We start from the raw sequence: 26,033 nt of genomic DNA, 5'->3' as shown, positions 1-26,033 counted from the left end.
GCCTGTATTCGGTTTGTGGTTGTGCAGATTATTTTGTCGCCGCTGCTACTCATTATTGGCTTGATCATTTTGATTGCCAGTATTGTTGAGTACTCTCCACCTCGCAGTAGCTCATGGTCTGACTCGAAAAACAGAATGCTCGGTAATTACTTACTCTTATCCAGCTTTGCACTTTTTGCCACTTCATTGGTAGCTTTCACTATCTACCTGCTACATTAGTTTCTTCCCTCATGCGTCAAGAAAGCTTCGACTTCCTCCAGAAATACTTGAATAATCCCTCTCCTACTGGCTTCGAAAAAGAAGGCCAGCAGCTGTGGCTGGAGTACATCAAGCCCTACATCGACGAGTATTTCGTGGATACTTACGGCACGGTGGTAGGCGTTATTAATCCAGAGGCCAAGTACAAAGTGGTAATCGAGGCGCACGCTGATGAAATCAGCTACTTCGTCAATTACATCACCAAAGAGGGCTACCTCTACCTGCGCAAGAATGGAGGCTCCGACCCCCTAGTTGCGCCTAGCAAACGAGTGAACCTGCACACGAAAAAAGGCATTGTAAAAGCTGTTTTCGGGTGGCCCGCCATTCACGTGCGCAAAGTGGAGCAGGACAAGGCCCCCACTATTGAAACCGTTTTCCTCGACTGCGGCGCTTCCTCTAAAGAAGAAGTAGAGGAAATGGGCATCCACGTGGGCACTGTGGTGACGTTTGAGGACGAGTTTACCGTGCTAAACGATAAGTTTTACGTGGGCCGCGCGCTGGACAACCGTATCGGAGGCTTCATGATTGCGGAAGTAGCCCGCATGCTGAAGGAGAACGATAAAAAGCTGCCGTTCGGCCTCTACATCGTAAATGCGGTGCAGGAAGAGATAGGCCTACGAGGCGCCGAGATGATTGCCCACCGCATTAAACCCGACGTAGCCATCATTACGGACGTGACCCATGACACGCAGTCGCCGATGTATGAAAAGAAAACATCTGGTGATATTTTCTGCGGCAAAGGGCCGGTTATTACCTACGGCCCAGCTGTACAGAACAACCTGCGCGACCTGATAATTGAAACTGCCCAGCAAACAGAGGTTCCGTTTCAGCGGGCCGCTGCTACCCGCGCTACCGGCACCGATACCGACGCCTTTGCCTACTCCAATGCTGGCGTAGCTTCAGCCCTGATTTCGCTGCCGCTGAAGTACATGCATACCACCGTTGAAACTGTGCATAAGGATGACGTAGAAAGCGTAACGAAACTCATTTATGAGACCCTGCTACGCATTGAAGATGGCCACGACTTCCGCTATTTCAGCTAAGCTACACAACCGGTTCTGCGTACTATAAAGGATCTTGTTGCACTTGAGTGGTTCTTACTAGGCCATTCTTCTAAGTGCAATAAGATCCTTTACTCATTATGGCAGCGCCCGTTTTTTAGTGCCTTCACCCACTTGTTATGCTTCTTCCTGCCGTGCCTAGCCTACCGCTTACCGTCACTGATCAAATGGGCCGGCGGGTAGCGGTGCCGTTTCCTCCGCGGCGGATTGTCTCGCTGGTGCCATCTCAAACGGAGCTATTATTTGATTTAGGCCTAGGTGAGCGGGTAATAGGCGTGACAAAGTTCTGCATTCACCCGGCCCACGCTCGCAAAACAGCTACCGTTATTGGAGGCACCAAAAACTTCCACCTGGAGAAGATTGAGGAGCTACAACCCGACCTGATTATCGGCAACAAGGAAGAAAACTACCAGGAGGGCATCGAGCAACTGGCTACCAAGTACCCCGTCTGGATGAGCGACATTTCTACTCTGGCTGAGTCGCTGGACATGATTCGGCGTGTAGGCCTGCTCACCGGCCGGAAAGAGAAGTCGGATGCTTTCGTCAGTGAGATTCAAGCATCTATGGCCGCCTTACCGCCAGCAGTGGAGCTAAAAACAGCTGCGTATTTTATTTGGCGCAAGCCCTACATGGTGGCTGCTGCCGGCACTTTCATTGATGATTTGCTGGTGTGGGCTGGTTTTCAGAATGCCTTCAGCCACCTCAGTCGATACCCTGAAATCAGCGCTGAGCAACTGCAGGCGGCGGCTCCGCAACAAATATTGTTGTCTTCTGAGCCCTATCCTTTCAGTGAAAAGCACATTGCTGAGTTTAATCAGCTTTGTCCAGCGGCCACCATCCGGATTGTAGATGGGGAGCTATTTAGTTGGTACGGTAGCCGCTTACGCCATACGGCGGCGTATTTCCAGACGCTTAAGTAGCAGCCATAAAAGCAAAAATCCCTTAACCACGCGTGGTTAAGGGATTTTTGCTTTTGACACTATCGGGCTTACACGCTGAAGCCCGCTTTCTCAAGCTCAGCCCAGAACTGCGGATAAGATTTGCGCACCACTTGGGGTGCTTCAATTGTCAATGGGCCTCGCATAGCCAGGGGCGCAAAGGCCATAGCCATGCGGTGGTCGTGGTAGGTGGCCACTGACTGGCCCGATACCTGGAAACCCTCAGATGAAGCCCGGAACCGCCCTTCCCCTTCATCGGTGAGAGCCCCCCCGAACTTGGCTAATTCCTGTTGCAAGGCCACAATTCGATCAGTTTCCTTAATGCGCAAGCTCTCCAGGCCAGTCATGACTACGGGCACCCCTAGGGCGGCAGCCACTACGGCCACAGTTTGGGCCAGGTCAGGGCAATCGGTAAAGTCCTGGGTAAACTCTTCGGTGTTTCCAGTCTGGGTTAGCCGTACTGATTCGCCAGCCAGGAATTCTGTGTTTACGCCAAGCTTGGCCATAATGTCCACAATGGCTTGGTCGCCCTGCCAGGAGTGGCGGCGCAGATCAGGGAGCGTAATATGGGAGCCAGCCGGAGCCAGAGCCACCAAAGCGTACCAGTAGCTGGCCGCCGACCAGTCACCTTCCACTGTGTAGTCGGTGGGCTGATAAGCCTGCGGGCGCACTTCCAGCACCTCACCCAGGTCACGGCACTGCGCCCCAAAATGCTGCATGAGCGCCTGCGTCATCCGGATGTAGGGACGGGAGCCAACTTTACCCGTTAGCCAGATGCGTAGGCCACTGGCCAGCATGGGCCCCACCATCAGGAGAGCTGAAATGTACTGGCTGCTGATATCACCGCGCACGGTAAGCTCCGTAAACTCATCGGTGGCGGGCTGAGGCGTGCGCCCGAGTAGCCGCAGAGGTGGGTAGCCTGCCTGGCCCAGGTACTCAATGCGGGCACCTAGTTCCTGTAAGGCGTCAACCAGAATACCAATTGGCCGCTCCTTCATGCGGGCAGTGCCGGTAAGCTCCGTTTGGCGGCCCGTCATGGCCAGATAAGCGGTTAAGAAGCGCATAACGGTGCCGGCGTCCTCGGCATCAAAGGCGGTAGCCTCTGGGTTTGCCAGCAGCCGCTGCATGAGTTGGGTATCATTGGCGTCGGAAAGGTTATCGAGCTGTCCACCGCCCGCCAGCGCCCGAATTATTAGGGCGCGGTTGCTTTCGCTCTTGGAAGCGGGCAGTTGAGCCGTTCCGCGGAGTGGCTCACCGGCCCAGGAAAGAGAAATTGAAGTGTTAATGGCACTAGTAGTTACGGCGCGCAGCAGTGCAGCTACGCACCTCATGAAAAATCAAATAAAGCTTGGCAAGCACCCTAAGCCAAACTAGCCTAGCGGTTATAGCCGGTGGTAGTAACGCAACGACTCGGCAATTTCCGTCACGGTCACTGGCTGGTCATACACGGCCTGCCCAATGGCCTTTAGCAGTGTGCAGTTAATGACGGAGCCCGCGTTTTTCTTGTCTTGCCGGGCCAGATCCGCAATAGCATCTGTTTCAAGCGTCACGAACTGCGCCTTGTCGTAAATTGAAAACAGAAAGGTTTCTACTTTGTCTAGCTCTTCAGAGCTGAGCAGGCCTTTGTGGTGGCTGAGCCAGGCCTCGCACACCATGCCGGCTGCTACCGCTTCGCCGTGCAGAATCTCGCGCCCCGGCTGTAGTAGGAGGTAGCTCTCAAGGGCGTGGCCCACGGTATGCCCGAAGTTCAAAATCTTGCGTAGGCCACCCTCCAGGGGATCTTGCTCTACAATGCGCTGCTTGAGGGCCACCGACTCCCGAATAATGGGAGTCCAGTCTTCTACAAACATACCTTGCTGCCGATGCTCGGCAAAAGCTGTGGCATCGGCAATAAGCCAGTGCTTTACCACTTCTGCATAGCCAGATTTTAGCTGGCGCGGATCAAGGGTTTCCAGAAAACGCGGCTCAATGCACACGGCCGCAGGTTCTTGAAATACGCCCAAGTGGTTTTTAAAGCCCAGAAAATCTACTCCGGTTTTACCACCTACACTGGCGTCTACCTGTGCTAGCAGTGTGGTGGGCACTTGTACAAACCGAATGCCCCGCTTGTAGAGCGCCGCACAAAACCCACCCAAATCGGTAACTACTCCCCCGCCCAGGTTCAGCAGCAGCGCGTACCGGTCGGCTCGCTGCTCCGTTAGCTGGTTCCATACGGTTTCACAAGTAGCCAGCGTTTTGTACTCCTCCCCCGCCGGTATTTCAATCAGGGTGTGCTCAGCCGGCAGGTGGGGCTGCAGCAAGGGGTAGCACTGGCGAGCCGTGTTAGAGTCAGCCAATACCCACACTTGGCTTACAGCGGGCCTCCGCACCATTTCTGCTAAAGCGGGTAGCGCATCTGGGCCAATAAAAAGAGTATTATTCAAAGCGTTAGTTCTTATTTTAAGATTTACCTTACAGAAAAGCAGGAAATCAAGCAAAAATAGCTTGCTTTGATGCAACTATTGAAGGTTTTTACTACTCATACTACTGCAACTTAACTTCTATTCTATATATGTGCTCCGTTGTTCGTAGTGTATTACTCACGCTCGGCGCTGGAATTATGCTTTTTACTAGTGCTTGCAGCCGAGATTCGCTGCCCTCTGCCGAAGAACAATTAGTTGGCCGTTGGGAATGGGTTGAGAGCACTGGAGAAGCTACCACGAGTGTTACTCCGGCTTCTACTGGCCACCGGGTATGGGTTGATTTTGACCGTCGTGGGCGGGCGCGCTTTTACGAAGATGGCACTCTGCGCAGTGCGGCGGCTTTTTCTGTGCGGCGCGCCGCGCATGCAGCCAATCGCAAGCGCCCATTCCGCCACATGATTATTTACCGGGGATATCAGAGCAACCAATTTTACTCGGTTTCGGGTAACCGGCTGTATATACAGGATGCTACCGGTAAAGCCAGTTCCCACATTTACCGGCGTGCTAGCCACTCAGAAGACACCGAAGTTGCTGCCAACGATGTGCCAGAGTAGCGGTTGAGCTATGAGTTACCACGGCGGATGGGGGCATAGCCTGGGGCTGGCTACCATAGGCCTGCCTGAAAGTGCAAAATGAATGGTAAAGAGTATGCCAGCAAGGTAACTATCGCGCCCGCAATGGTGTTTTACGGCTATCTTAGCACCGCGTAACCCACCCATTTCGCGCTCAACTTACCACCCGATGTCTGTAATCCATGCCCCGCAGTTATCCTTTGACGATACTGCTGTTGCCTTTGCTGCCAAGTCTGATGGCGAACTGCGTAAAATGTATGCGCTCTTTGCAGCCATGAATAACAACTCCCTGGTTAAAACCGGCGGGGGACTGATGAAAACGGCGTTAAAGTGGAGCCTGCCCGGCACCAAGTTCTTGATTAAGAACTCCATATTTGGTCAGTTTTGTGGCGGCGAGACCATTGAGGAATGCTTACCCGTAATTCAGGAGCTAGGCCGGTATAACATTGGCACCATCCTCGACTACTCCGTGGAAGGCGAAGGCAGCGACAAGAGCTTCGATGCTACCACTACCGAGATTTTAGCTACGCTGGACATGGCTCACCGTTCCCAGCACATTCCGTTCTCGGTATTCAAGGTAACTGGCCTAGCCGACAGCAAAATTCTGGAGAAGGTGCAGGCAGGCGTTGCCCTTTCTGCAGTAGAACAAGCCAGCTTTGAGCGGAGCAAGAAACGCATAAATGCCATTTGTGCTCGGGCCCACCAGTATGGCGTGCGGGTGTTTGTAGACGCGGAAGAAAGCTGGTTTCAGGAAACGATTGACCAGCTCACGTATGAGATGATGCAGCGTTACAACCATGAGTCAGCCATTGTTTGGAACACGTATCAGCTTTACCGCCAAGACCGGCTTGATGCTATCAAGACTGCGTATGAAGCAGCTGTAAAAGGCGGCTATTTTTTAGGCGGCAAGCTTGTACGCGGCGCTTACATGGAAAAGGAAGCGCGCATAGCGCAGCAGCAGGGCCGCAACAACCCCATCAACCCTACCAAGCAAGCCACCGATGACTTGTACAATGAGTCGTTGCGGTTTTGCGTGCAGCACGCTGACCACATCAGTATTTGTGCCGGCACGCATAATGAGGCTAGTTCTTTGCTGCTCACGCAGCTTATGCAAGAGAATGGCCTACAGCCCAACGACCAGCGAATTTGGTTTGCTCAGCTCTATGGCATGAGCGACAACCTCACCTATAACTTGGCAAATGCTGGCTATAATACGGCTAAATATGTGCCTTACGGCCCCGTAGAGGCAGTTATGCCGTACCTGCTGCGGCGGGCCGATGAGAACACGGCTATTGCCGGCCAAACGAGCCGGGAGTTCTTGCTTATTCAAAAAGAAATGAACCGCCGGAAGAGCCGGAAGTGATATTTGCCCCTGAACGGCATAGTTTTGGTTAGCGGCCGCCCGTCCCTTCAATTGCATATTGATTGGATGGGCGCTTTTTTTTGGTAGATTCCGCTCCCCTATTCCACTTTTGCTCATGACCGGCCGAGTACGCAGCCATTTAATTCGTTTTGCCCGCACTCAGGTGGGCACCACCAGCTACCTCAATTTAGTGCAGGAAGCTGAGTTAGGCCTCAACCTGGATATTTCTCACGAGAAAGCTGGCTTGAACGAGCTGCTTGCGGAAATTTCCGAAAGCGAGTATCGGGCGGGGCGCCCTATCCTGAGTTGCCTGGTAAAAGTAGAAGGCTCAAAAGGCCAGGGCGATAATTTTTATAAGCTCTGTGAGCGGCTCGGGATGGGTGAATGGCGGACGCTTAAGCAGCAGGAAAATTTTTTAAAATCCCTCCGGAAAGAATGCCGTGCTTTCTGGCAGAATGAGGAAAATTATCAACAATACGCTTGATTTTTCCCTTTGGTGTAAGCGCTGAGATGGCCTAGTTGTGCGTGTGCCGGAGAGAACGAGAGCCGAATTTTGTGTAACCCCTATTACGCAGTTCCCGTTAAGCTAACCTGAAACCACTGTTGTACTTTCCTTTCCAAAATTTGTACAGCAGCAGGTGGTTACTCTCTCCTAATCATTCATTTTTACTTCCCACCTCATGAACACCAACGATTCAATCAACCCCACGAATAGCGGCACTGGTTCAGGCGCAAACTACGGTACTGGCTCGGCCGGCGCTGGCTATGGCACTGGCAGTGAAAGCAACTCCAGCGGCAATATGGGCAACTCTTCGGTAGGCAATTCCAGCCTGAGCGGCTCTTCAGATACCAACCCCCACCACGACCATGATGCTACCCGCAAAGGTGCAGCTATGGCTGGCTCGGCTGGCGCAGCAGTAGGTGCTGGCGTTGACGCAGTACAGAATGCCGCTGGCGATGCTGGCCGCGCAATTACGGGTAGCGATACCTCGTATGGCTCGGGCTCTACTACCTATGGTACTTTCCGTGACCGTGACAGCGCTGAGCGTGCTTACCAGTCACTCTCGTCGCGTGGCTACTCTAAAGACGACGTAAACGTGCTGATGTCGGATGATACGCGTAAGCGTCACTTCGGCGACAACACGCCTGATACCGACCTCGGCGACAAAGCTATGGAAGGTGCTGGTGTAGGTTCTGCCATTGGTGGTACTGCTGGTGCCGTAATTGGTGCAATTGCTGCTATTGGTACCTCAGTAGCGTTGCCAGGCCTAGGCCTAGTAATTGCTGGTCCTATTGCTGCTGCTCTGGCTGGAGCCGGCGCTGGTGGCCTGACGGGTGGCCTAGTAGGTGCACTAGTAGGCTCGGGTATTCCTGAGGAGCATGCCGCTGAGTATGAAAGCGACATCAAAGACGGTGGCATTGTGATGGGTGTAAAACACCGCAACGATGATGATGCCCGTTATTTCGAAGACGAGTTCCGTCGCAACAACGGCGACAAAGTGCGTCGCTACTAAGTAGCCACCATCTTGTTAGATAATAAAGGCCCTTCCCTTTCGGGGGAAGGGCCTTTATTTTTGTATATCTATTTTAGCATGTGCCCTCATGGAGTCTTCACTTTTTCCGTGCTAATTTGTTTTAGGCAGGTAAATTGCACTAGCTCTTGCTTGCCTACACTCTTCTTAATTGAGTTACTGCCCCCAATATATCTTTTTCACATTGCGCTCTAGAGTTGGGCACTTATTTATTGCTTCTCAGCGTTTTTAAGTACAACAAGCCCAGAATAGAGCGCGTAAAGCGTAAGTAGGCTCCCAGCATACGTTTGACTTTCCTTCATTTCATTACCGACTCTTCATGTCCTCCACTCGAATTAAAATAGGCCTATATGCCTCGGTGCTGCTGGCAGTATTCGTGCTGGCATCCTATAAGCTGTATCAGCGCAACGACGCCCGCACTCCCCAGAAAGACGAGGTACTGATTAAGGCCATGCTGCAGGGGTTAAGTGCAGCGCATTACCAGCCTGAGAAAATCGACGATGCTTTCTCTAAGCGTGTCTTTGATCTGTATCTCAAGCGCCTTGATTCCAGCAAAAAGTTCTTGCTGCAGTCTGATGTAGATCAACTGCGTAAGTACCAGACCGATATTGATAATGAGGTGCTTCGCGGCACGCACGAGTTCCTGGACCTGAGCACCCAGCTTATGGGCCAGCGGGTGAAAGATGTGCAGGCTCTGTACCATGATATTCTGGCTAAGCCCTTTGACTTTACCATAGAGGAGACGTTTGAGACGGAGCCTGATAAGACTACTTTCCCCGCTAATGCTGCGGCCCAACGTGAGGAGTGGCGCAAGTTTCTGAAATACCAGACCATGGTGCGCGTGGCAGAGATGATGGATGAGCAAACCAAGAAGAAGGATAAGCCATTGGCTTCTACTTCCGCTACTCCTTCTGTTGCTACCACATCCGAGCCTACTCGCACGCCGGAGCAAATGGAGGCTGAGGCTCGCAAGCGCGTAGAAAAGTATTTCGACGACTATTTCCGCGACCTGCAGCAAACGGATGCCAATGACCGGTTGGCTACCTATGCTAACAGCATCGCTAACACCTATGACCCCCACACGGAGTACTTTGCCCCGCGCGACAAAGAAACCTTTGACCAGGCCATGACTGGCCGCTTTGAAGGTATTGGTGCATCCTTGCAGGAGAAGGATGGTCAGATTAAGGTAAGCGACATTATTCCTGGCAGTGCTTCTTACCGCCAGGGTGAACTGAAGGCCGGCGACATTATTATGCGGGTTGCCCAGGGCGCTGCTGAGCCAGTGTCTATTGAGGGTATGCGCCTTGATAAGGCCGTATCACTCATCAAAGGCAAGAAAGGCACCGAAGTACGCCTGACGGTTAAGAAGCCTGATGCCAGCACCAAGATTATCTCCATTATTCGGGATGTGGTGGTGATTGAAGAGACTTATGCTCAGTCGGCTACTATCAATGATGGTGGCAAGAAGATTGGCTACATCAAGCTGCCTACTTTCTATGCTGACTTTAACGACAGCGGTAGCCGCAGTTCGGCTAACGATGTGAAGAAAGAGCTGGAGAAGCTGAAGCAGGAAAACGTGCAGGGTGTGGTGCTTGACCTGCGCTTCAACGGTGGTGGCTCTTTGCAGGATGCCGTAGAAATGGCTGGCCTATTTATTGAAAGCGGCCCCATAGTGCAGGTACGTGGTGGTCAGGGTGCTGCCAGCGTGTATAACGACAAAGACCCTCGTGTGCAGTACGGCGGCCCGCTGGTGCTGCTGGTGAACAAGTACAGCGCTTCTGCTTCTGAAATTCTGGCAGCTGCCATGCAAGACTATAAGCGTGGTGTAATTATGGGCTCAGCCAGCACCTATGGTAAAGGCACTGTGCAGCGCATCTTTGACTTAGATGATGCTATGCCTGCCGAGTTCAACAGCATTAAGCCATTTGGCTCGTTGAAGCTTACAACTCAGAAGTTCTACCGCATCAACGGTGGTTCTACGCAATTCAAAGGTGTCATTCCTGACATTGTACTGCCCGACGCTTATAGCTACCTCGATCAGGGCGAGAAAGAATCTGACTACCCATTGAAGTGGGATGAAATTACGCCAGCTCGTTACCGTGCCTGGAACAATGCTCCGGCTATTGACAAGCTGAAGCAAGCCAGTTCGGCGCGAGTAGCCGCTAGCCCCAGCTTTAAGCAGCTCTCGGGTATGGTGCAGCGGATGGTAAAGCGTAAGGATGATACCAAAGTATCATTGAAGCTCGCTTCTTACAGGGCTGAGCAGCAGCAGGCCAAAGTAGAATCGGACAAGTACGAGGCTATTCAGAACGCTGCGCCAGTAATGGCTATTGCTCCGCTGGCAGTTGACCTGCGTGCTCAGGGCGCTGACACCATCAAGGTAAACCGTGCATCACGCTTCACTAAGCCTCTGAAGAAAGACATCACGCTACGTGAAGCAGTAGCAGTCTTGAAAGACCAGATCTAATCCTATAGGCTTAAGCCTACTTGGAGCCCCCTTGCGCTACAGCGCGAGGGGGCTTTTTTATGCTCATACTTCATCAGAGGCAATTTTATAGATCCTTTAGTTGCATCATTTATTTAGTCTAACTAAATTAGCAAATAGACAGTAGAAAAGCATAATCAACAATCTTTTTTCCTTCTTCATAACTGCTTATATATCATATACTTAAGTTTAATATTATTTGGTTAAAAAATTTAGCAAACAAGAACTCAAACCAGCTCATACCTGTTTACTTAGCATGACGACGATGAACATGGAAACTCCGATTATTCCTCTCGTAACAGAGGAGCAAAAGCAGGCTGAGGAAACGTGGCGCAAATCCATTCCGGCCCAGGTTTTCCTTAACTACTTCTTTGCTATTAACTACCACATCCAGCAGGGCGACGACGCGCTGGGTGGCCTACAGCATCTCCCCTTCTTCCGGGCCCACCAGGCCGAGTTAGTAGAGGCTGATGAGCAGGCCATTGCTAAGCTGTTGCACGCGTGCTGGAGCACTGAGTATGCCCTGCGGGCAACCGCAGAGCTTGGTGATGAGGATTACCTGCGCAATGCGCTGCACTGGACGTTCCCACAGGCGTATCATACCATTATGGCTGGCCTACAGGCCTTCCTGTACACTGCTGGCGTGCGGAGCAACAACCCTTCGCTAATCCGGCGTGAGGTGGGCCGCTTAGTGGTGCGTAATGCCTACCCTAGGCCAGTATCGTTCTACGCGGCTGGCACCTACGGCGACTTCAGCATTCATCGGTTGCCGCTGGCTGGCTACAAGGCCGGGCTGCATATTGCCGGTAAAGAGATTGATGCCCAAGCCCAGATTGGCCAGTTCCTGCGCACCACGCGTAAGATGAAGGCTCAATGGACGCGTCAGCAGGTGCAGGCCAACCCCAACACTGCGCTCCGTAGCCAGAAGACGGGCAAGGTGCTGGATAAGTGGACGGCCTCCCATTGGCAGCAGATCACTTGGCGCTTAGGCTATACTACGGTCTTCGATCTGCTGGGTCGCTTGCAGATTTCGCAGACCAGCCGCGAGATTGAGCGCTACGTAGAGTCTGAGATTGACTTCAAGCTCTTTCATCAGTCGCTGCTCAACATTGTGAGCTACCTCAACGGTATTCACGAAACGTACGTGGCTAAAGCTATGGGCCTAGAGCGGTACCAAAAGTTGGTTGCCGAACTGCCGAAGCACTTACAGCACTCTTTTGTGGAGGAGCGCCTGCACTCGCGCATTGAGCCCATCCTGCTGGATCAGGAGCCCACAATGCGTGTGGCTGCCTAAGCAATACCCTTCGATCTATAGTAGTCTTACTCCATATACACCAAAGCGCCACCCTAGTAGGGTGGCGCTTTTTGCTTGTAGGCCACTCAACTATCTATCAATTCACAGGTTTATGCAAATAAGTGTTCTGGCCGCGCTATTTTTGCAGCTTGACTTTTCCGGCCCCTTGTGGGCCTTGCTTTTACGCCCCGACCCATGCAGCATCTCAGCGAACAGGAGTTAATTCGTCGCAATAAACTAGAAGAGCTTCAGAAGCTCGGTATCGAGCCTTACCCATCCGAGCTGTACGAGGTAAACTTTTACGCCCAGGAGATCCTCGACAACTACCATGTAGAGCTCAACAACTTCCAGGATGTAAGCCTGGCTGGCCGGCTGATGTCGATTCGGGTGAAGGGAAAAGCTTCCTTCGCAGAGCTGCAGGACGCATCAGGCCGCATTCAGCTCTACATCAACCGTGATGAGATTTGCCCCGGCGAAGACAAGGAGCTGTATAACACTGTATTTAAGAAGCTGGTGGACCTCGGCGACTTTGTGGGGGTAAAAGGCCATGTGTTCAAGACGATGGTGGGTGAAACCTCCATTCACGTTACAGGCTTCACTTTGCTCAGCAAAAGCTTGCGCCCCCTGCCGGTGGTGAAAGAGCGCGTAGACGAGGCTACAGGCGAGAAAATCACCTACGACGCCTTCACTGACCCTGAGCAGCGCTACCGCCAGCGCTACGTTGACTTGGTAGTGAACCCGCACGTGCGCGACGCATTTGTAAAGCGCACGCAGCTGGTGCAGGCCATGCGCAACTACCTCAACGACAAAGGCTACCTGGAAGTAGAAACCCCCATCCTGCAGCCCTTGTACGGTGGGGCCGCCGCGCGCCCCTTCAAAACGCACCACAACACGCTGGACATGACGCTTTACCTGCGCATTGCCAACGAGTTGTACCTAAAGCGCCTGATTGTGGGTGGCTTTGATGGGGTGTACGAGTTCTCGAAGGACTTCCGCAACGAAGGTATGAGCCGGTTTCACAACCCGGAGTTCACGCAGATGGAGCTGTACGTGGCCTACAAAGACTACTACTGGATGATGGATCTGGTGGAAGAAATGGTAGAGCGCGTGGCCTTGGCCTTGCACGGCAAAACCGAGGTGCAGGTGGGTCAGAACGTAATTAACTTCCAACGCCCCTGGAAGCGCTTCACCATGGCCGAATCTATTGAGCACTTTACGGGCTTCAACATTGATGGCAAGAGCGAGGATGAGCTTCGGGCCGCAGCCAAGGAGCTGAAAGTAGGCCTGGACCCCAGCATGGGCAAAGCCAAAATCATCGACGAAATTTTTGGAGAGCATGTGGAGCCCAAGCTGATTCAGCCCACCTTCATTACCGACTACCCAGTGGAAATGTCGCCGCTGGCCAAGAAGCACCGCAGCAAGCCCGGCTTGGTAGAGCGCTTCGAGGCTATTTGCAACGGCAAGGAAATCTGCAACGCTTTCTCGGAGCTGAATGACCCGATTGATCAGCGTGCCCGCTTTGAGGAGCAGCTGGAGCTGGGCAAGCGCGGCGATACGGAGGCTATGGTACTCGACGAGGATTTCCTGCGCGCGCTGGAATATGGTATGCCGCCAACCGCTGGCCTAGGCATTGGCATCGACCGCCTGAGCATGATCATGACCAACTCTACCTCCATTCAGGACGTACTGTTCTTCCCGCAGATGAAGCCGGAGTACACCAAATCAGAAAACGCACCCAAGCCCGAAGGAGAAGCCTAAGCAGCAGGTGGCCTAGGCCATAAAAAGAGAAAGCCTCCCGCTAGTAAATGGCGGGAGGCTTTCTTTTGTAACAAGCTTATTGGTCCGTTGAACAGCCTTTGCCTGAAGAAGCTTGCGATGGGCAAGTAAATTTTACTCTCAGGAATAATAAACCAGTTCCTAACAGAAGCTTTACAGCCGGCAATTTTACGACAGGTGCGTGTCCAACTTCTATCAAGCTGGTTATATATTCTTTAACGTGGCTAAGCTGACAAGGTTACGCATGCCTCAAAAAAACTGTATGATTAAGTATCAGGCCTCTTTTGCTTAGTGTTTACATGTAACGGCAGCCGTTATTCTGCCTTATACTGTAGCGTGAACCTTGGGCTGAGATTCGTGCTCTGAGCAGGTATAAAATCAGAAAGCCTCCCGCTAAAATAAATGCGAGAGGCTTTCCTTTTCTAAAACACAAAACAACTTACCAATCAGAAAGGGGATATCGGAGAACTGTGCGATGGACAGCGTATGATTTTACTGACGGGTTGATTGACCAGATCCTGTCAGAAGCTCTACGGTCGGCAATTTTACTCCAATATCTTCTCCAGTCTTCACTTTAAGCTGGTTTGTATAGTCTTTTACGCCGCAGTTACCGTAAGGTTACGATGGGCAGAAAATAAATTAATGCGAAGAGCTTGGTGAGTGCCGGGCATCACCGCCAATGCCATCATAGTCGGAGTCGCCATCGTGAGTGAAACCGGCATCTGAGACAGAAGGTCCGCTAGGCCTATCCATGGAACTGAGCAGGTCATCGGCCGCTGAGCGGTTAGCCTGGTGCTGGCTGGTGGCAGAGCCAGGGGCTGATTTTAAGTTACCGGCGCTGGCTAGGCCACTTTTGAGCAGCTTACTCAAGTCGTCGGTGAGTTTAGCAGCCGACTTTTTCAGGCCTGAACGCGTTTCATCACCCGTTTCGGGCGCCAGCAACAAACCCGCCACAATACCTGCGGTGGCGCCAGCCAGCAGGGAGAGAATTACTTTTCCTTTCGTGTCTTGCATGGTAATAGAAACGGTTGGGTACATAAAAAAGCCGTGGTGGCAACCATGGCTCATCCTATATACCAAATTGCCTACGTTCTGGTTAAGAAAAAGCCCCTGCTCTCTAACAGAAAGCAGGGGCTTTTTTTAGTGCTGAGTGGCCTACAGGTCGTTCAGCATTTTTACTACTTCCGCCTTGGCTTTGCCTAGCTTATTCTGCAGGCGGCCTACTAGCTCATCGCCCTGACCTTCGGCGTACTCCAGGTCTTCGTCGGTGAGTTGGGCGTACTGCTGCTTCAGTTTGCCTTTGGCTTCATCCCAGTTGCCTTTTAGCTTCAGTTTCGAGCCAGCGCCGGTCAGGCCCAGGTCTTCTAGCTTCTCGATGTAGCCTTTGAAGCGGGTATCGAGGTCTTCGCCATACTTAGAAAGCTGGTCGCCGAGTTGGCCGCTGTACTTAGTAGCCGTAGCGCCGAGCTTTTCACGAGTAGCTTTGCCTTTATCGGGAGCCATCAGCAGGCCAGCAATGATACCGGCACCGGCACCAGCTAGAGCAGCGAGGAGGATTTTACCCGAGTTGTCTTCTTCTTCGTAATGCGACATAATAGTGGAGAGAGAAAGGGAGTGAAAAATTAGAGTTCAGCTTTGAGGTGCCTACCGCAGCCTGGGAGAAAGCCAGTAGCTTTTCCGCCTGCTTAAGTAGGCGCCAATGTTCGAACTATACGAAGCTCCGTAGTCCAGGTTATGCTGGCGAGGTAAAAATAGTTGCTTCAAAATATTCGTCTAGGCTATTCACTACGGTTGAGGTTAGCGTATGGAGAACTGATTTATTGATTTCTTGCCAACTCTCTAGTTGATTACGCTATGAAAACCCTCCTGACGGCTCTCGCCCTCGTGCCTTTACTGGCTACATGCCAGCGCCCCGCCCCTACCACGGCCGCAACACCCTGCATTGATCCTGCTAAAATCAAGACCGATGCCATGTGTACCATGCAGTACGACCCCGTGTGCGGCTGCGACGGCAAAACTTATGGCAATGCATGCCAGGCCACCAATGCTGGTGTCACAAGCTTTACTAAAGGGCCGTGTGCCGGTAAGTAAGCCAGCCACTCCTCCCTTGCTCACCCATCCTTTTTTCTGACCTCACTTTATGTCTGAGAAGCGTTATTTCCGCCAGCAAAACCCTTTTATAGTTCCCACCACGGATGGCAAGCTCATTGAAGAGCATATTGGACACGCCAGCACCGGCACCGGCGAGTACAGTGTGGCCTACATGATAGCGCCTCCACACTGGAGCGAGCCACACCAGCGCCCGGAGTTTGATGAAGTAACCATTGTGGTGCGGGGTCGCAAGCGGTTTGAGATAGATGGCGATATAGTGGAGCTGGGCGCCGGCGAGTCACTGCTGATTAAAGCAGGTGCGCGGGTGCGCTACTCCAACCCGTTTGAGGCGGAGTGCGAGTACTGGTCTGTCTGCGTGCCGGCCTTTAGCCCTGCTACCGTTAACCGGGAAGAGGAATAAGCCCGGCGCAAAGCTTATCCTCTCATCCCTCGGTTAACGGTAGCAATTGTATTGTTGCAGTGTGCTTTCTACTTGGCCTCGCTTGAATAGCCAGTGGAGGTGGAGGGTACGCTGCGCAATAACAGGCAGTAACTTTCGCAGGCTCACCACAACTAAGAGCTCAATACGCTGTTCAGTTAGATCAAGAAGTCTTGCTTATTACCCATGCAGCCACTTGCGTAGTTCTGGCGTACGGTGTGAGCTGCTGGTTAAAGTACCCGAGAGCGGTGCCTTCAGATGTAAAACGAGCGTGTCGTTGAAATAGGGTTCAAACCGCTCAACAACGCGTAACTGTACTATTTCGGTCCGGTTCAGCCGGAAATACAGGGCGGGGTTAAGTACCGCTTCCAGCTGGCTTAGGGTCTCGTTGAGTACAAATGCCTTGCCCTGCTCACTTACGGCATGCGTAACGCCATTACGTAGTTGGAAATACGCCAGATCAGCCACTTCAAGCAGATAGATTCCCGCGCGGGTCTTGCTCACGAGTCGGGCTTTATAGCGTGGAGCGGGCGCTAGGTGTGCCGCTAACTGCTGCAACGCTGCGCCCTGTAGTGATTGCCGGAGCCGCTCATACTTTTGCAGGGCGGCCGCAAACTGCGTGTACTGCACGGGCTTCAATACATAGCCAATGCCGTTTTGCTCAAAAGCCTGCACCAAAAAGCTGTCGTAGGCGGTGATGAATATGATGGGGCTCGTAACCTGCACCTGACCAAACAGCGCGAATACATTTCCATCCAGCAATTCAATGTCGGAGAGAATAAGGTCGGGGGCGGGATACTGGCGCAGGTAAGCTACTGCTTCGCTTACTTGCTGGCACTCCGCCACAATGGTTGCCGCCGATTGGTATTGCTGCAGGAACCGGCGTAGCTGAGCTGCGGCGGGCTCTTCGTCTTCAATCAGCAGGATGCGCATGTGCAAACATGGGTAAAGCCGCTACCAGAGGCAACGTCACGGTAAAGGTGGTATCAGTAGCAAGTATGCGCACGGGCGTGGCCGCCACCAGAGCAAGGCGTGCCTGCAGGCCTGCCAAGCCGCTGCCTGCACCCACGGCCGGCTGCGGCCGGGGGCGTTGCTCGTTGCACACTGCCATTTCGGTGGCTAACACCCGGATACAGATACGCAGAGACTGGGTCCGGCTAGCGAGGTTATGCTTCACGGCATTGGTAAGCAATTCCTGCAGCACGCCGGGTGGCACTAGTTGCGTGCGGAGCTGCTCGCCGGTGGCTTGCACATCTTCCTCAAACTGATAGGCCACGCCAAACCGGTAGCGCAATAACTGGCAATAGTCGCGCGCAAAAGCTAATTCTTCTGCTACAGGCACTACCTCCTGGTCGCGGGTACGGACCAAATAGCGGTACACTTCAGCCAGGTGCTTCACGTAGGCGTGAGCATCATTATTGCCTGGTTCGATAAGAGCCGCCAGAATGTTAAGGTTATTAAAAAGAAAGTGCGGGTCTACGTGCTGCTGCAAGGCCTGTAGCTTAGCTCGGGTGGCTTCCTTTGCGAGGCGCTCCAGCTCTAGGCGCACTTGGCCAGCATGCTGCTGATACAGAAACGGCAGGTAAATACTTCCGATCAACAAATACAGAAACGCGTCAGATGATAAGCTGCGCACTGCTGAGTACCAGCTCCCAAAGTTGCCTTGGCCTACGCCAACCAGCATTAGTACCGCGCTCAACAGTTGTAACCCTCCCACAAACAATAAAGCGCCACGCCACAACAGGCCAAAATAGTAGTTGGCCCGGCCACTGGCTTGGTTCTGGCGCGTAGCGCGGACATGCAGCCGGTCAAGTAAAAATACCACCAGCAGGGCCTCCAGGAACAGCCAGAGCGGCGCATCCGGGAATAAGTAAAATTCCTCGGGACTCGGTGCCATGGTCAGGCGCGTGTAGAGCGCCAGCAGCACTGACAGGGCCAAGACAAACAGGTAAAACAAGGGCTTTTTGCGTATCACAGACGGAAAGTTACTGCCCAGCGGCCAATGTTAAGCAGAGAGCCCATACCAGCCGCCGAGCAGGCGAATTGGCTATATTACAGGCCCTGTGCCTTCACCTCCTTGCCCTGCTCATTAAGAAAGCGAAGTACTGGTTGATTGTTCTTATCAACCCCAATGGTCAGGCGAGTACGCCCCTGGTTGTCCTTAAAATCAAGGGTCGACTGCTCGGTATTGGCTACCAGCATCATACGGGTTTCACCGCGCTGATCAGCCATAATCATGGCCGAAGACCGGCCAGCGGTGGTACCCACATATACGCGGCGCATCAATCCTAATTTGCCTTCTTTTATGGCCTGCTGCCTCTGCTCAGCGGTGGCATTTTTATATTTCTCCTCCACAGTCGTCATAGACTCATCCGGAGCATCGCTGAATGTAAGCCCGGCCTTATATCCTCCTCCCTGCTCCTGGTAATTGAGCGCAATAACCTGGTCCTGCCCGAACCGATCAAGTGATAAATGGCTACCAGCTGACACGTTACCATTGGCATCTTTCTCGCCGCCGAAGATCAGGCCACCACACTCTTCGCCCTTGTCATTGTAAAATAACATGCCTGGGTGCTCGCGCTTGTAATCAATATGCTTGCCATCGATGGTGACACCCTGCGGAAAGCGAGCTTTATTACTCAGCAGCATTTTCACGGTTCCATCGCGCTCCACCAGGTTTAAACGCTCCACCGATATTTCTCCAAAGTGCACTGGCTTATCAGGTTTGCTGAAGGCGCAGAGCAGAACAGCCAGCGGAAGAATGGTGGTAGCCAGGGCGTAAGTCTTAAGAAATTTAACGTCGCGGGTTAGTTTGCAGGTATTCATCAGAAGCGGGGATTAGTGTGAGAAGATGCCCAAACTTGCCTGTCCTCACGCTCCCAGGCAGGTGAAATCGGGGGAGTGCCGGAAAAATCGAGGGAGTGCCGGAAAACCCAGAGTGAATCCTGTTTCTCCTACCGGCAAGAAGCGGCAAACCAGTACCTTGCCATTCTAACTCTATTCCCACGCCACTCCCTATGGACCAGCGCATCATTAACCTCTTTGACGAGTACACCCACGTTCCGCTAACCCGTAAGGAGTTTATGGAGCGCTTGGTGAAACTAACCGGTGGTACCGCCCTGGCCGCCGCCGCCCTGGCCGTGCTGGAACCCGGTTACGCCAAAGCCGCAACTATTGCCACCGATGATAATGACTTGGTAACCGAGGAAGTAACCTGGCCCGGCGATGCAGGCGTGACAATGAAAGGCTACCTAGTGCACCCCAAGGGCAAGAAGAAACGGGGCGCCGTAGTGGTTATTCATGAAAACCGGGGCCTCACCCCCCACATCAAAGATGTGACACGCCGCGTGGCCAAAGCCGGCTACTTGGCTTTAGGAGTAGATGCCCTATCGGTGTTTGGCGGCACTCCTGCCAATGAAGATGAAGGCCGCGCGCTCATTGGCAAGCTCGATAAGCAGCAGAACCTGAACAACTACCTAGCAGCACTGGCCTACCTGCGCCAGCGCCCCGACTCTAATGGCAAAACGGGCTGCGTGGGCTTTTGCTGGGGCGGGGCCATGGCCAACAGCCTTGCCACCCACGACCCCAAGCTGAATGCGGCAGTGGCCTACTACGGCACCCAGCCAGCCGCCGAGGAAGTTCCTAACATTAAAGCCGCCCTCATGATGCATTACGCCGGCCTTGATGAGCGCGTGAATGCGGGCATGGTGGCCTACGAGGCCGCGCTGAAAGCCGCAGGCGTGAAGTACGAGCAATTTGTATATCCCGGCGTAAACCATGCCTTCAACAACGACTCCTCCCCCGCCCGCTACAATGCCGAAGCCGCCAAGCTAGCCTGGGACCGGACGTTGAAGCTTTTCAAATCAACGCTGAGCTAACCCTATGATGCAGCTTTTACACAAAGGAGCCACATGTCTGACAGCCTTCGCGCTAAGTGGCCTAGTGCTGGCCGGCTGCCAGGATTCTGGCTCACAAAACGCTACCACTACAACAGACACTACCGCCGCTAACGATACCACCGCCCTTGAGCAGGAAATGGTTTTCGCGCCCGGCGAATATATTGACTGGAATACTGCTACCCTCAACGGCAAGCAGCCCGTGTTGGGCAAAACCGCTGAGCTGTACCGCGTGCTAGGCCAGCCTGATAGCTTGGTCAGCCCCAACATGAACGACGTGTGCGTATCATTCTATGACCAGAAGTTTCAGTACGCCTACTTCAAGCACAGCCAACTGGAAGTGTATGGTGATACGGCCGTAATCGGGACGCTGGATTTTCGCAGTAATCCGCAACTGGCGCTTCATACCTCCACTATGCGCCTGAACCATACTACCACGCTAGATGATGTAGCCAAGGAATTTCCGGAAGCGGTGAAGGGCCAGCATATGGTTACTGTTGAGAACTTGGGCCAGCTAACGGCCATACCATTGGCTACTGGCGAAACTCCCGGTGATGATGCCTGGATTCTGTTCTTCGACAAAGGTAAACTGGTACGCATAGATTATTGGATGCCCTGCTAGCCTCTAGGCCAGTGCCGCCCACAAGAAAAACCCCGCCAAAGTTACTCTGGCAGGGCTTTTTACTTTTTAGTTAATCAACTGACTAGAGGCGTTGCGTTTCCGGCTTGGCGGCGGGCAGCGGCTTGCGAGGCAGTTTCTGGTCGCGCATGGCAGCCTGGTACACAAAGGAGGCTACCAGCACCGAGGCCTGCTTCAGGTCGTCGGCGGGGAGACGCTCATAGGTGTCCATGTTGGTGTGGTGGGTGCGGGTGCCATAATCCAGGGGGTCCTGAATGAACTGGAAGCCCGGCAGGCCTACGGCATCAAAGGAGAGGTGGTCGGTGCCGCCGGTATTGCGCGGCGACACGGTAGTAGCGTCCAGCTCACCGAAGGGCTGCAGCCACTGCTGAAAAATGGGCATTACGGCCTCGTTGCCCTGGGCATAAATACCCCGGATTTTACCCGCGCCATTGTCGAGGTTAAAGTAAGCGGCCAGCTTCTCATGCTCGGGCAGCAGCTTCATGGTGGCGGGGTCGGCGAAGTGGTTTTTTACGTAGTTGCGCGAGCCAAACAGACCCTGCTCCTCCTCGCCCCACAGCGCAATCCGGATAGTGCGGCGCGGCTGCATGCCAGTGGCTTTCAGAATACGTACGGCTTCCATCATAACGGCGCAACCCGCGGCGTTATCGGTGGCGCCGGTAGCAGCGTGCCAGGAGTCGAGGTGGCCACCCAGCATTACAACCTCGTTTTTCAACTTCTTATCGGTGCCCGGAATCTCGGCTACTACGTTGTAGCCCTTCAGGTCTTTGTCCTGGAAACGGGTGCGGGTTTCCAGCTCAATCTCTACGGGAATGCCAGCGTCGGAGAGGCGGATCAGGCGCAGCTGATCTTCGGGGGCCATTTCCAGCTCGGGCAGCACGGGCTTGGCATCGGCGGCGTAGGGTGCACCGTTAGAGGTGAAGAATGTACCATCGGAGCCACCGCGGGTGCTTAATACGGCTGCGGCCCCTTCGGTCTGTAGCATCTCGGTGAGCTTGTTGCGCAGAGCCAGCCGGGCCCGATACGTAGCCATGCGGTCGGCATCGGGGGTAGCATTAGCCGCTGGGGCCGCCGGCTTTTCGGTCATCTTCTGTAGCTCCTCGGTGGTGTAGCGCTTAGCATCAGGCTCGAAGGAGGGCTTGGGCGGGTTAGGCACTTCCAGCAGGGCAATTTTATCGCGCAGCTGGCCTTTGTATTTGTCGAGGTCGGCTTCCGTAGTGGCCTTCACCACAATCACCTGCTTTTTCAGGGTACCGTTGGTGCTCGGCGTCCAGGCTTTGGGGGCACCAATAAGGGTGTGGTAGTAGGGAGCCGTCATGGCCACGTACGATTTCTCAATGTCCCAGCCGCGCCCGAAGGTACCCCAGGGCTCTACGTTAGCCTTCACTAGGCCCCAGCTGGTCAGCTGCTTTTTCGTCCATTCATTAGCGCGCTGCAGCCCCTCGGAGTTGGCGAGGCGGGGGCCGCATACGTCAGTGAGGTAAAAAGCCGTTTCCATCACTTTGGAACGGTTCATTCCTTCATCCTTGATTTTGGCCAGCGCGACCTGATCAATTTTTTCGGTTTGCTGAGCCAGCGAGGGGGCCGCAACCGCCAGGCTACCCGCCAAGGTTAGTAGAGTTAGTTTATTCATTGGGCTGAGATAGAGAAAAGAAGCTTCAACAGCTAAAGTACCCGGAAAGGCCCAAGTGTTGCGCCTGCGCGCTGAACATTCGAGTTCCGAAGCATTACCTCTTTACCTTACCGCCCGCTACGGGCCCTACCAACTGACATTGCGCTGCCTAGCTAAACCTAGAGCCGCTAATTTCAGTTTGTACCTAATGCCCCACGGTTGCACATCAGCTGCTTGGCTTACGGGGCAACCGCCGTATGTAATTCTGCCGTTATCACCACCTCATGAATCCTGCTCCCTCCGGGTTTGATCTCTCTGCGCTGCTACCTGTTTTTAACGCACTTCCCGGGGCGTACTTGCTACTTTCTCCTGATTTGCTGATTAAGGCGGCCAGTGATGCCTATCTGCTTGCCACGCTTACCACGCGAGAAGCAGTAGTAGACCGGCACGTACTGGAAGTTTTTCCAGATAACCCCGCCGCCCCCCATAGCAATGCGGTACGCAACCTAAAAGCTTCATTGACGCAGGTACTGGCCACGGGCCAGCCCCATGAAATGGTCCGGCAGCGGTACGACGTACCCGACCCAGAACATCCTGGGCAATTTATAGAGCGGCATTGGCTACCCCTTAATACGCCCGTGCTTGATGAGCAGGGCACGGTGCGCCACATTTTGCACCGGGTAATAAACGTTACGGAAAAGGTACAAGAGGAGGAGCAGCAGCGCTCAGCCCAGGCCGTCGTTGCTAAGGTTAAGCGTGAGAGTGCCCGCCTGGAAAGCCTCTTTATGGTGGCCCCTGCGGCCATCTGCTTTTTGAGCGGCGCTAACCTGGTGTATGAGCTGGTAAACCCTAGCTACCAAGAGCTTTTTCCTCACCGGGAACTTTTAGGCCGGCCCATTCTGCAAGCTCTTCCTGAGCTGGCCTACCACGAAGTGTACCGCACCCTGCGGCTGGTATATGACACGGGCATCACTCATAAAGAGCTAGGCATCCTTATACCGGTAGCCCAATCTGAAAATGGGGAGCTGGAAGACCGGTACTTCAACTACATTCAGCAGCCCCGCTACAACGAGGCCGGCCACATTGATGGCGTACTGGTGTTTGCTTTCGAAGTTACGGAGCAGGTGGTAGCGCGCCAGCAGAGCGAGGCTACTATCCGGCAGCTGCAGCTACTAACAAATGCGCTGCCGGTGCTCATTAGCTACGTAGACCGCAACCAGCGCTACCAGTTTGCCAACCAAGCGTACGAAACATGGTTCCGCCTCCCCGCCGACGAGTTCATAAACCAGCCAGTGCGAGACATAGTAGGTGAAGAAGCCTACAAGCGGGCGCAAGGGTATATGGAGCGGGCCCTGGCAGGCGAACGGCTGGAGTTTGACGTGACCATGCCCTACCGTCACGACTTTGTGCGGCATATCCGTACCAGTTATATACCCGACGTGCAGCAGGGCACGGTAATGGGCTTTTATAGCCTGATAACGGATGTCACTGAGCAGGTGCAGGCCCGCGAACAAGTACAGGCCCTCAATGAGGAGCTGGCCTCAATCAACGAGGAGCTGGCCGCAACGAATGAGGAGCTACAGACCTCCAACGAAGAGTTGCTGGCCAATCATGCTCAACTGGTGAGAAGTCAGCAGGCAGTACTGGAAGAAGCCCAACACCGCATACGGGAGCGAGAAACCTTTTATCAGATATTTGAGCAAACGCCCGCTTGCATTGCGCTGTTGCGAGGTCCCGTTCATCGGTTTGAGTACGTAAATGAGGCCTATCAGCAGCTGTTCCCGTCACGGCGGCTGGTGGGGCGCCCCGTGGCCGAAGCATTGCCTGAAACGGTAGGCCAGGGCTTTTTGAACCTGCTTGACACAGTATACCGGACCGGCGAAACCTTCTTTGGCACCGAGCTGCTGCTGCAGGTAGAGCAGCCAGATGGCCACCCCCCGCAGGACGTGTACTTCACCTTCACGTACCAGGCGTACCGCGAACAGGAGCAGATTGTGGGCATTTCTATTTTTGCCCATGATGTTACGGAGCAGGTACTGGCCCGGCAGGGGCGCGACGTTCAGCAGCGCCAGCTTCGTGATTTGTTTATGCAGGCGCCGGCCCCCATTGCTATTCTTGAGGGCCCGGATATGCGCTTCCAGCTCGTAAACCCGGCGTACCAGGCTATTTTCCCGGGCCGCGACCTGCTCTACCGTACCGTGCTTGAGGCCCTGCCGGAACTAGCCGACTCCCTCATCCCGAGTGTGCTGCAACGGGTGTACACCACCGGCGAAACCTATGTAGCCAAGGAAATGCCCCTCATGACGGCACGTCACGAAGGCGACCCATTGGAAGAGCTTTACTTTACCTTTACTTACCAGGCCCGCCAAAATGCCCAAGGCATTTCCGATGGCATTCTGGTATTCGCGCACGAAGTAACTGACCAGGTACGGGCCCGCCGCGTGGTAGAAGAACGGGAGGAATCATTCCGGAAAATGGCGGATAACGTGCCGGCCATGCTATGGGTGACTGCCCCTGATGGGCAGTGCCTCTATTTAAACCAGCAATGGTACGCCTACACGGGGCAAACCGAAGCCGAAGCGTTGGGCTTTGGCTGGACCAACGCCGTACACCCCACTGAAGCTGCCGCCGCTGGTGCAGCCTTTGTAGAAGCCAATGCACGCCGCATTCCGTTTCATATTATTTACCGGTTGCGCCGCCACGATGGCGTGTACCGCTGGGTAAGCGACTCCGGGCTGCCGCGTTTCAATGAGGCAGGCGAGTTTGAAGGAATTGTAGGGATTGTGATTGACCTGCACGAGCAAAAGCTGGCGGAGCTGGCCCTGCAGCGCCTCACCAAAAAGCTGCGCGTATCTCGCGACGAAGCCCAGGCACTCAACGCCGACCTGCGTGCCTCCAATGAACAGCTGATCCGGACTAACATCGACCTCGACAACTTCATCTATACGGCTTCGCATGACCTAAAGGCCCCCATCACAAACATTGAAGGGCTTTTGCATACGCTACAAAGTGAGCTGCCCGCGCAAAATCAATCGGGAGAGGTGGCCTACATCCTGTCTTTGATGCAGGAATCAGTAGACCGCTTTACCCGCACCATTGAGCACCTGACAGACGTAAGTAAGCTGCAGAAAGAGCACGACCAGCCCGCCAGCCAGGTGCTGCTGGCCCAGGTGATTGAAGAGGTAAGGCTTGATCTGGCTCCGTTGCTACAGGCAGTACATGGGCACCTTCACGTAGCTGTAGAGGAAATCCCGACGATTGTTTTTCCCGAACGAAACCTGCGCTCCGTAGTGTATAACCTGCTCAGCAACGCCCTCAAATACCATCACCCCGACCGGGCCCCCGAGGTATACATCAGGGGTAGAACTGAGCCCGACTTCCTGGTGCTGGAGGTGCAAGACAATGGCCTAGGGGTTGACCTAGCACGCGAACGGCAGCTGTTTGCCATGTTCCAGCGGCTGCATACCCACGTGGAGGGCTCTGGGGTAGGCCTATACATGGTTAAGCGCATGGTGGAAAACGCAGGAGGCCGAATTGAAGTACACAGTGAAATAGATCAAGGCTCTACGTTTACGGTATACTTCAAGCGCTAGCCCAGCTACCTTTTACTCTTA

Annotated in this window: 22 protein-coding genes; 14 read left to right on the top strand and 8 right to left on the bottom strand. The window is 53.8% G+C overall.

Translation table 11 applies throughout. The annotated features are described in order from the left end of the window. Nucleotides 1-230: 230 nt before the first annotated feature. Together HMJ29_RS12140 and HMJ29_RS12135 are read left to right on the top strand one after the other, a co-directional pair. Nucleotides 231-1,301: a M42 family metallopeptidase gene (locus HMJ29_RS12140; RefSeq protein WP_171591747.1), complete on the top strand. Its 1,071-nt coding sequence runs from the start codon at nucleotides 231-233 to the stop codon at nucleotides 1,299-1,301. Between the two features lie 137 nt (nucleotides 1,302-1,438). Next, nucleotides 1,439-2,239, top strand: a complete 801-nt coding sequence (locus tag HMJ29_RS12135; RefSeq protein WP_171591746.1) for an ABC transporter substrate-binding protein — start codon at nucleotides 1,439-1,441, stop codon at nucleotides 2,237-2,239. A gap of 68 nt (nucleotides 2,240-2,307) precedes the next feature. Here the strand turns inward: HMJ29_RS12135 and HMJ29_RS12130 are convergent, their stop codons facing one another. Both HMJ29_RS12130 and aroB read right to left on the bottom strand, forming a co-directional pair. After that, on the bottom strand, nucleotides 2,308-3,588 hold the full coding sequence (locus tag HMJ29_RS12130) for a 3-phosphoshikimate 1-carboxyvinyltransferase (RefSeq protein ID WP_171591745.1): 1,281 nt from the start codon (nucleotides 3,586-3,588) through the stop codon (nucleotides 2,308-2,310). Nucleotides 3,589-3,639: 51 nt separating this feature from the next. Further along, the gene (gene aroB / locus HMJ29_RS12125) at nucleotides 3,640-4,680 is read right to left on the bottom strand and encodes a 3-dehydroquinate synthase (protein ID WP_171591744.1); all 1,041 of its coding nucleotides are present in this window, start codon (nucleotides 4,678-4,680) and stop codon (nucleotides 3,640-3,642) included. A gap of 176 nt (nucleotides 4,681-4,856) precedes the next feature. Between aroB and HMJ29_RS12120 the strand changes: the two genes are divergently transcribed. From HMJ29_RS12120 to lysS, 7 genes are all read left to right on the top strand, one after another. Then, nucleotides 4,857-5,273, top strand: coding sequence for a hypothetical protein (locus HMJ29_RS12120; protein ID WP_171591743.1), 417 nt, complete (start codon nucleotides 4,857-4,859; stop codon nucleotides 5,271-5,273). 187 nt (nucleotides 5,274-5,460) lie between these two features. Next, nucleotides 5,461-6,654, top strand: a complete 1,194-nt coding sequence (locus HMJ29_RS12115) for a proline dehydrogenase family protein (protein ID WP_171591742.1) — start codon at nucleotides 5,461-5,463, stop codon at nucleotides 6,652-6,654. Nucleotides 6,655-6,769: 115 nt separating this feature from the next. Beyond that, nucleotides 6,770-7,138, top strand: a complete 369-nt coding sequence (locus HMJ29_RS12110) for a hypothetical protein (RefSeq protein WP_171591741.1) — start codon at nucleotides 6,770-6,772, stop codon at nucleotides 7,136-7,138. Between the two features lie 196 nt (nucleotides 7,139-7,334). Next, entirely contained in the window at nucleotides 7,335-8,168 is an 834-nt protein-coding gene (locus HMJ29_RS12105; protein ID WP_410780017.1) for a hypothetical protein, read from the top strand. Nucleotides 8,169-8,505: 337 nt separating this feature from the next. Continuing rightward, nucleotides 8,506-10,653 (top strand): carboxy terminal-processing peptidase, encoded by a 2,148-nt coding sequence (locus HMJ29_RS12100; protein WP_171591740.1) that lies wholly within the window; start codon nucleotides 8,506-8,508, stop codon nucleotides 10,651-10,653. A gap of 289 nt (nucleotides 10,654-10,942) precedes the next feature. Beyond that, nucleotides 10,943-11,965, top strand: a complete 1,023-nt coding sequence (locus tag HMJ29_RS12095; protein ID WP_171591739.1) for a hypothetical protein — start codon at nucleotides 10,943-10,945, stop codon at nucleotides 11,963-11,965. 195 nt (nucleotides 11,966-12,160) lie between these two features. Then, nucleotides 12,161-13,723, top strand: a complete 1,563-nt coding sequence (gene lysS, locus HMJ29_RS12090) for a lysine--tRNA ligase (protein WP_171591738.1) — start codon at nucleotides 12,161-12,163, stop codon at nucleotides 13,721-13,723. A gap of 657 nt (nucleotides 13,724-14,380) precedes the next feature. Here the strand turns inward: lysS and HMJ29_RS12085 are convergent. Continuing rightward, the gene (locus HMJ29_RS12085; protein ID WP_171591737.1) at nucleotides 14,381-14,755 is read right to left on the bottom strand and encodes a YtxH domain-containing protein; all 375 of its coding nucleotides are present in this window, start codon (nucleotides 14,753-14,755) and stop codon (nucleotides 14,381-14,383) included. A gap of 141 nt (nucleotides 14,756-14,896) precedes the next feature. Then, nucleotides 14,897-15,334: a CsbD family protein gene (locus tag HMJ29_RS20690; protein ID WP_171591736.1), complete on the bottom strand. Its 438-nt coding sequence runs from the start codon at nucleotides 15,332-15,334 to the stop codon at nucleotides 14,897-14,899. A gap of 261 nt (nucleotides 15,335-15,595) precedes the next feature. On the opposite strand from HMJ29_RS20690, the gene HMJ29_RS12075 reads away from it, so the two are divergent. Both HMJ29_RS12075 and HMJ29_RS12070 read left to right on the top strand, forming a co-directional pair. Continuing rightward, a complete protein-coding gene (locus HMJ29_RS12075; protein WP_171591735.1) occupies nucleotides 15,596-15,832 on the top strand; it encodes a Kazal-type serine protease inhibitor family protein in 237 nt (78 codons plus the stop codon). Between the two features lie 49 nt (nucleotides 15,833-15,881). After that, nucleotides 15,882-16,253, top strand: coding sequence for a cupin domain-containing protein (locus HMJ29_RS12070; protein ID WP_171591734.1), 372 nt, complete (start codon nucleotides 15,882-15,884; stop codon nucleotides 16,251-16,253). 198 nt (nucleotides 16,254-16,451) lie between these two features. Here HMJ29_RS12070 and HMJ29_RS12065 read toward each other — a convergent pair whose 3' ends face one another. From HMJ29_RS12065 to HMJ29_RS12055, 3 genes are all read right to left on the bottom strand, one after another. Continuing rightward, nucleotides 16,452-17,204 (bottom strand): LytR/AlgR family response regulator transcription factor, encoded by a 753-nt coding sequence (locus tag HMJ29_RS12065; RefSeq protein ID WP_171591733.1) that lies wholly within the window; start codon nucleotides 17,202-17,204, stop codon nucleotides 16,452-16,454. Further along, the gene (locus HMJ29_RS12060) at nucleotides 17,185-18,246 is read right to left on the bottom strand and encodes a sensor histidine kinase (RefSeq protein ID WP_171591732.1); all 1,062 of its coding nucleotides are present in this window, start codon (nucleotides 18,244-18,246) and stop codon (nucleotides 17,185-17,187) included. The genes HMJ29_RS12065 and HMJ29_RS12060 overlap by 20 nt, the downstream gene beginning before the upstream one ends. A gap of 77 nt (nucleotides 18,247-18,323) precedes the next feature. Next, entirely contained in the window at nucleotides 18,324-19,097 is a 774-nt protein-coding gene (locus HMJ29_RS12055) for a hypothetical protein (RefSeq protein WP_171591731.1), read from the bottom strand. A gap of 191 nt (nucleotides 19,098-19,288) precedes the next feature. Between HMJ29_RS12055 and HMJ29_RS12050 the strand changes: the two genes are divergently transcribed. Beyond that, nucleotides 19,289-20,149 (top strand): dienelactone hydrolase family protein, encoded by an 861-nt coding sequence (locus tag HMJ29_RS12050; RefSeq protein WP_171591730.1) that lies wholly within the window; start codon nucleotides 19,289-19,291, stop codon nucleotides 20,147-20,149. Between the two features lie 4 nt (nucleotides 20,150-20,153). After that, nucleotides 20,154-20,789: a hypothetical protein gene (locus tag HMJ29_RS12045; RefSeq protein ID WP_171591729.1), complete on the top strand. Its 636-nt coding sequence runs from the start codon at nucleotides 20,154-20,156 to the stop codon at nucleotides 20,787-20,789. Nucleotides 20,790-20,871: 82 nt separating this feature from the next. Here HMJ29_RS12045 and HMJ29_RS12040 read toward each other — a convergent pair whose 3' ends face one another. Further along, entirely contained in the window at nucleotides 20,872-22,440 is a 1,569-nt protein-coding gene (locus tag HMJ29_RS12040; RefSeq protein ID WP_171591728.1) for a M28 family metallopeptidase, read from the bottom strand. Between the two features lie 335 nt (nucleotides 22,441-22,775). Here HMJ29_RS12040 and HMJ29_RS12035 point away from each other — a divergent pair, with 335 nt between their 5' ends. Further along, nucleotides 22,776-26,012 carry a PAS domain-containing protein gene (locus HMJ29_RS12035; RefSeq protein WP_171591727.1) on the top strand — a complete coding sequence of 1,079 codons (3,237 nt, stop codon included), beginning with the start codon at nucleotides 22,776-22,778 and terminating at the stop codon, nucleotides 26,010-26,012. Nucleotides 26,013-26,033: the final 21 nt, after the last annotated feature.

This window comes from Hymenobacter taeanensis, assembly GCF_013137895.1.
Lineage (GTDB): Bacteria > Bacteroidota > Bacteroidia > Cytophagales > Hymenobacteraceae > Hymenobacter > Hymenobacter taeanensis.
Note: the sequence above shows the minus strand (reverse complement) of the source record. Positions and strands in the feature narration are given on the sequence as shown.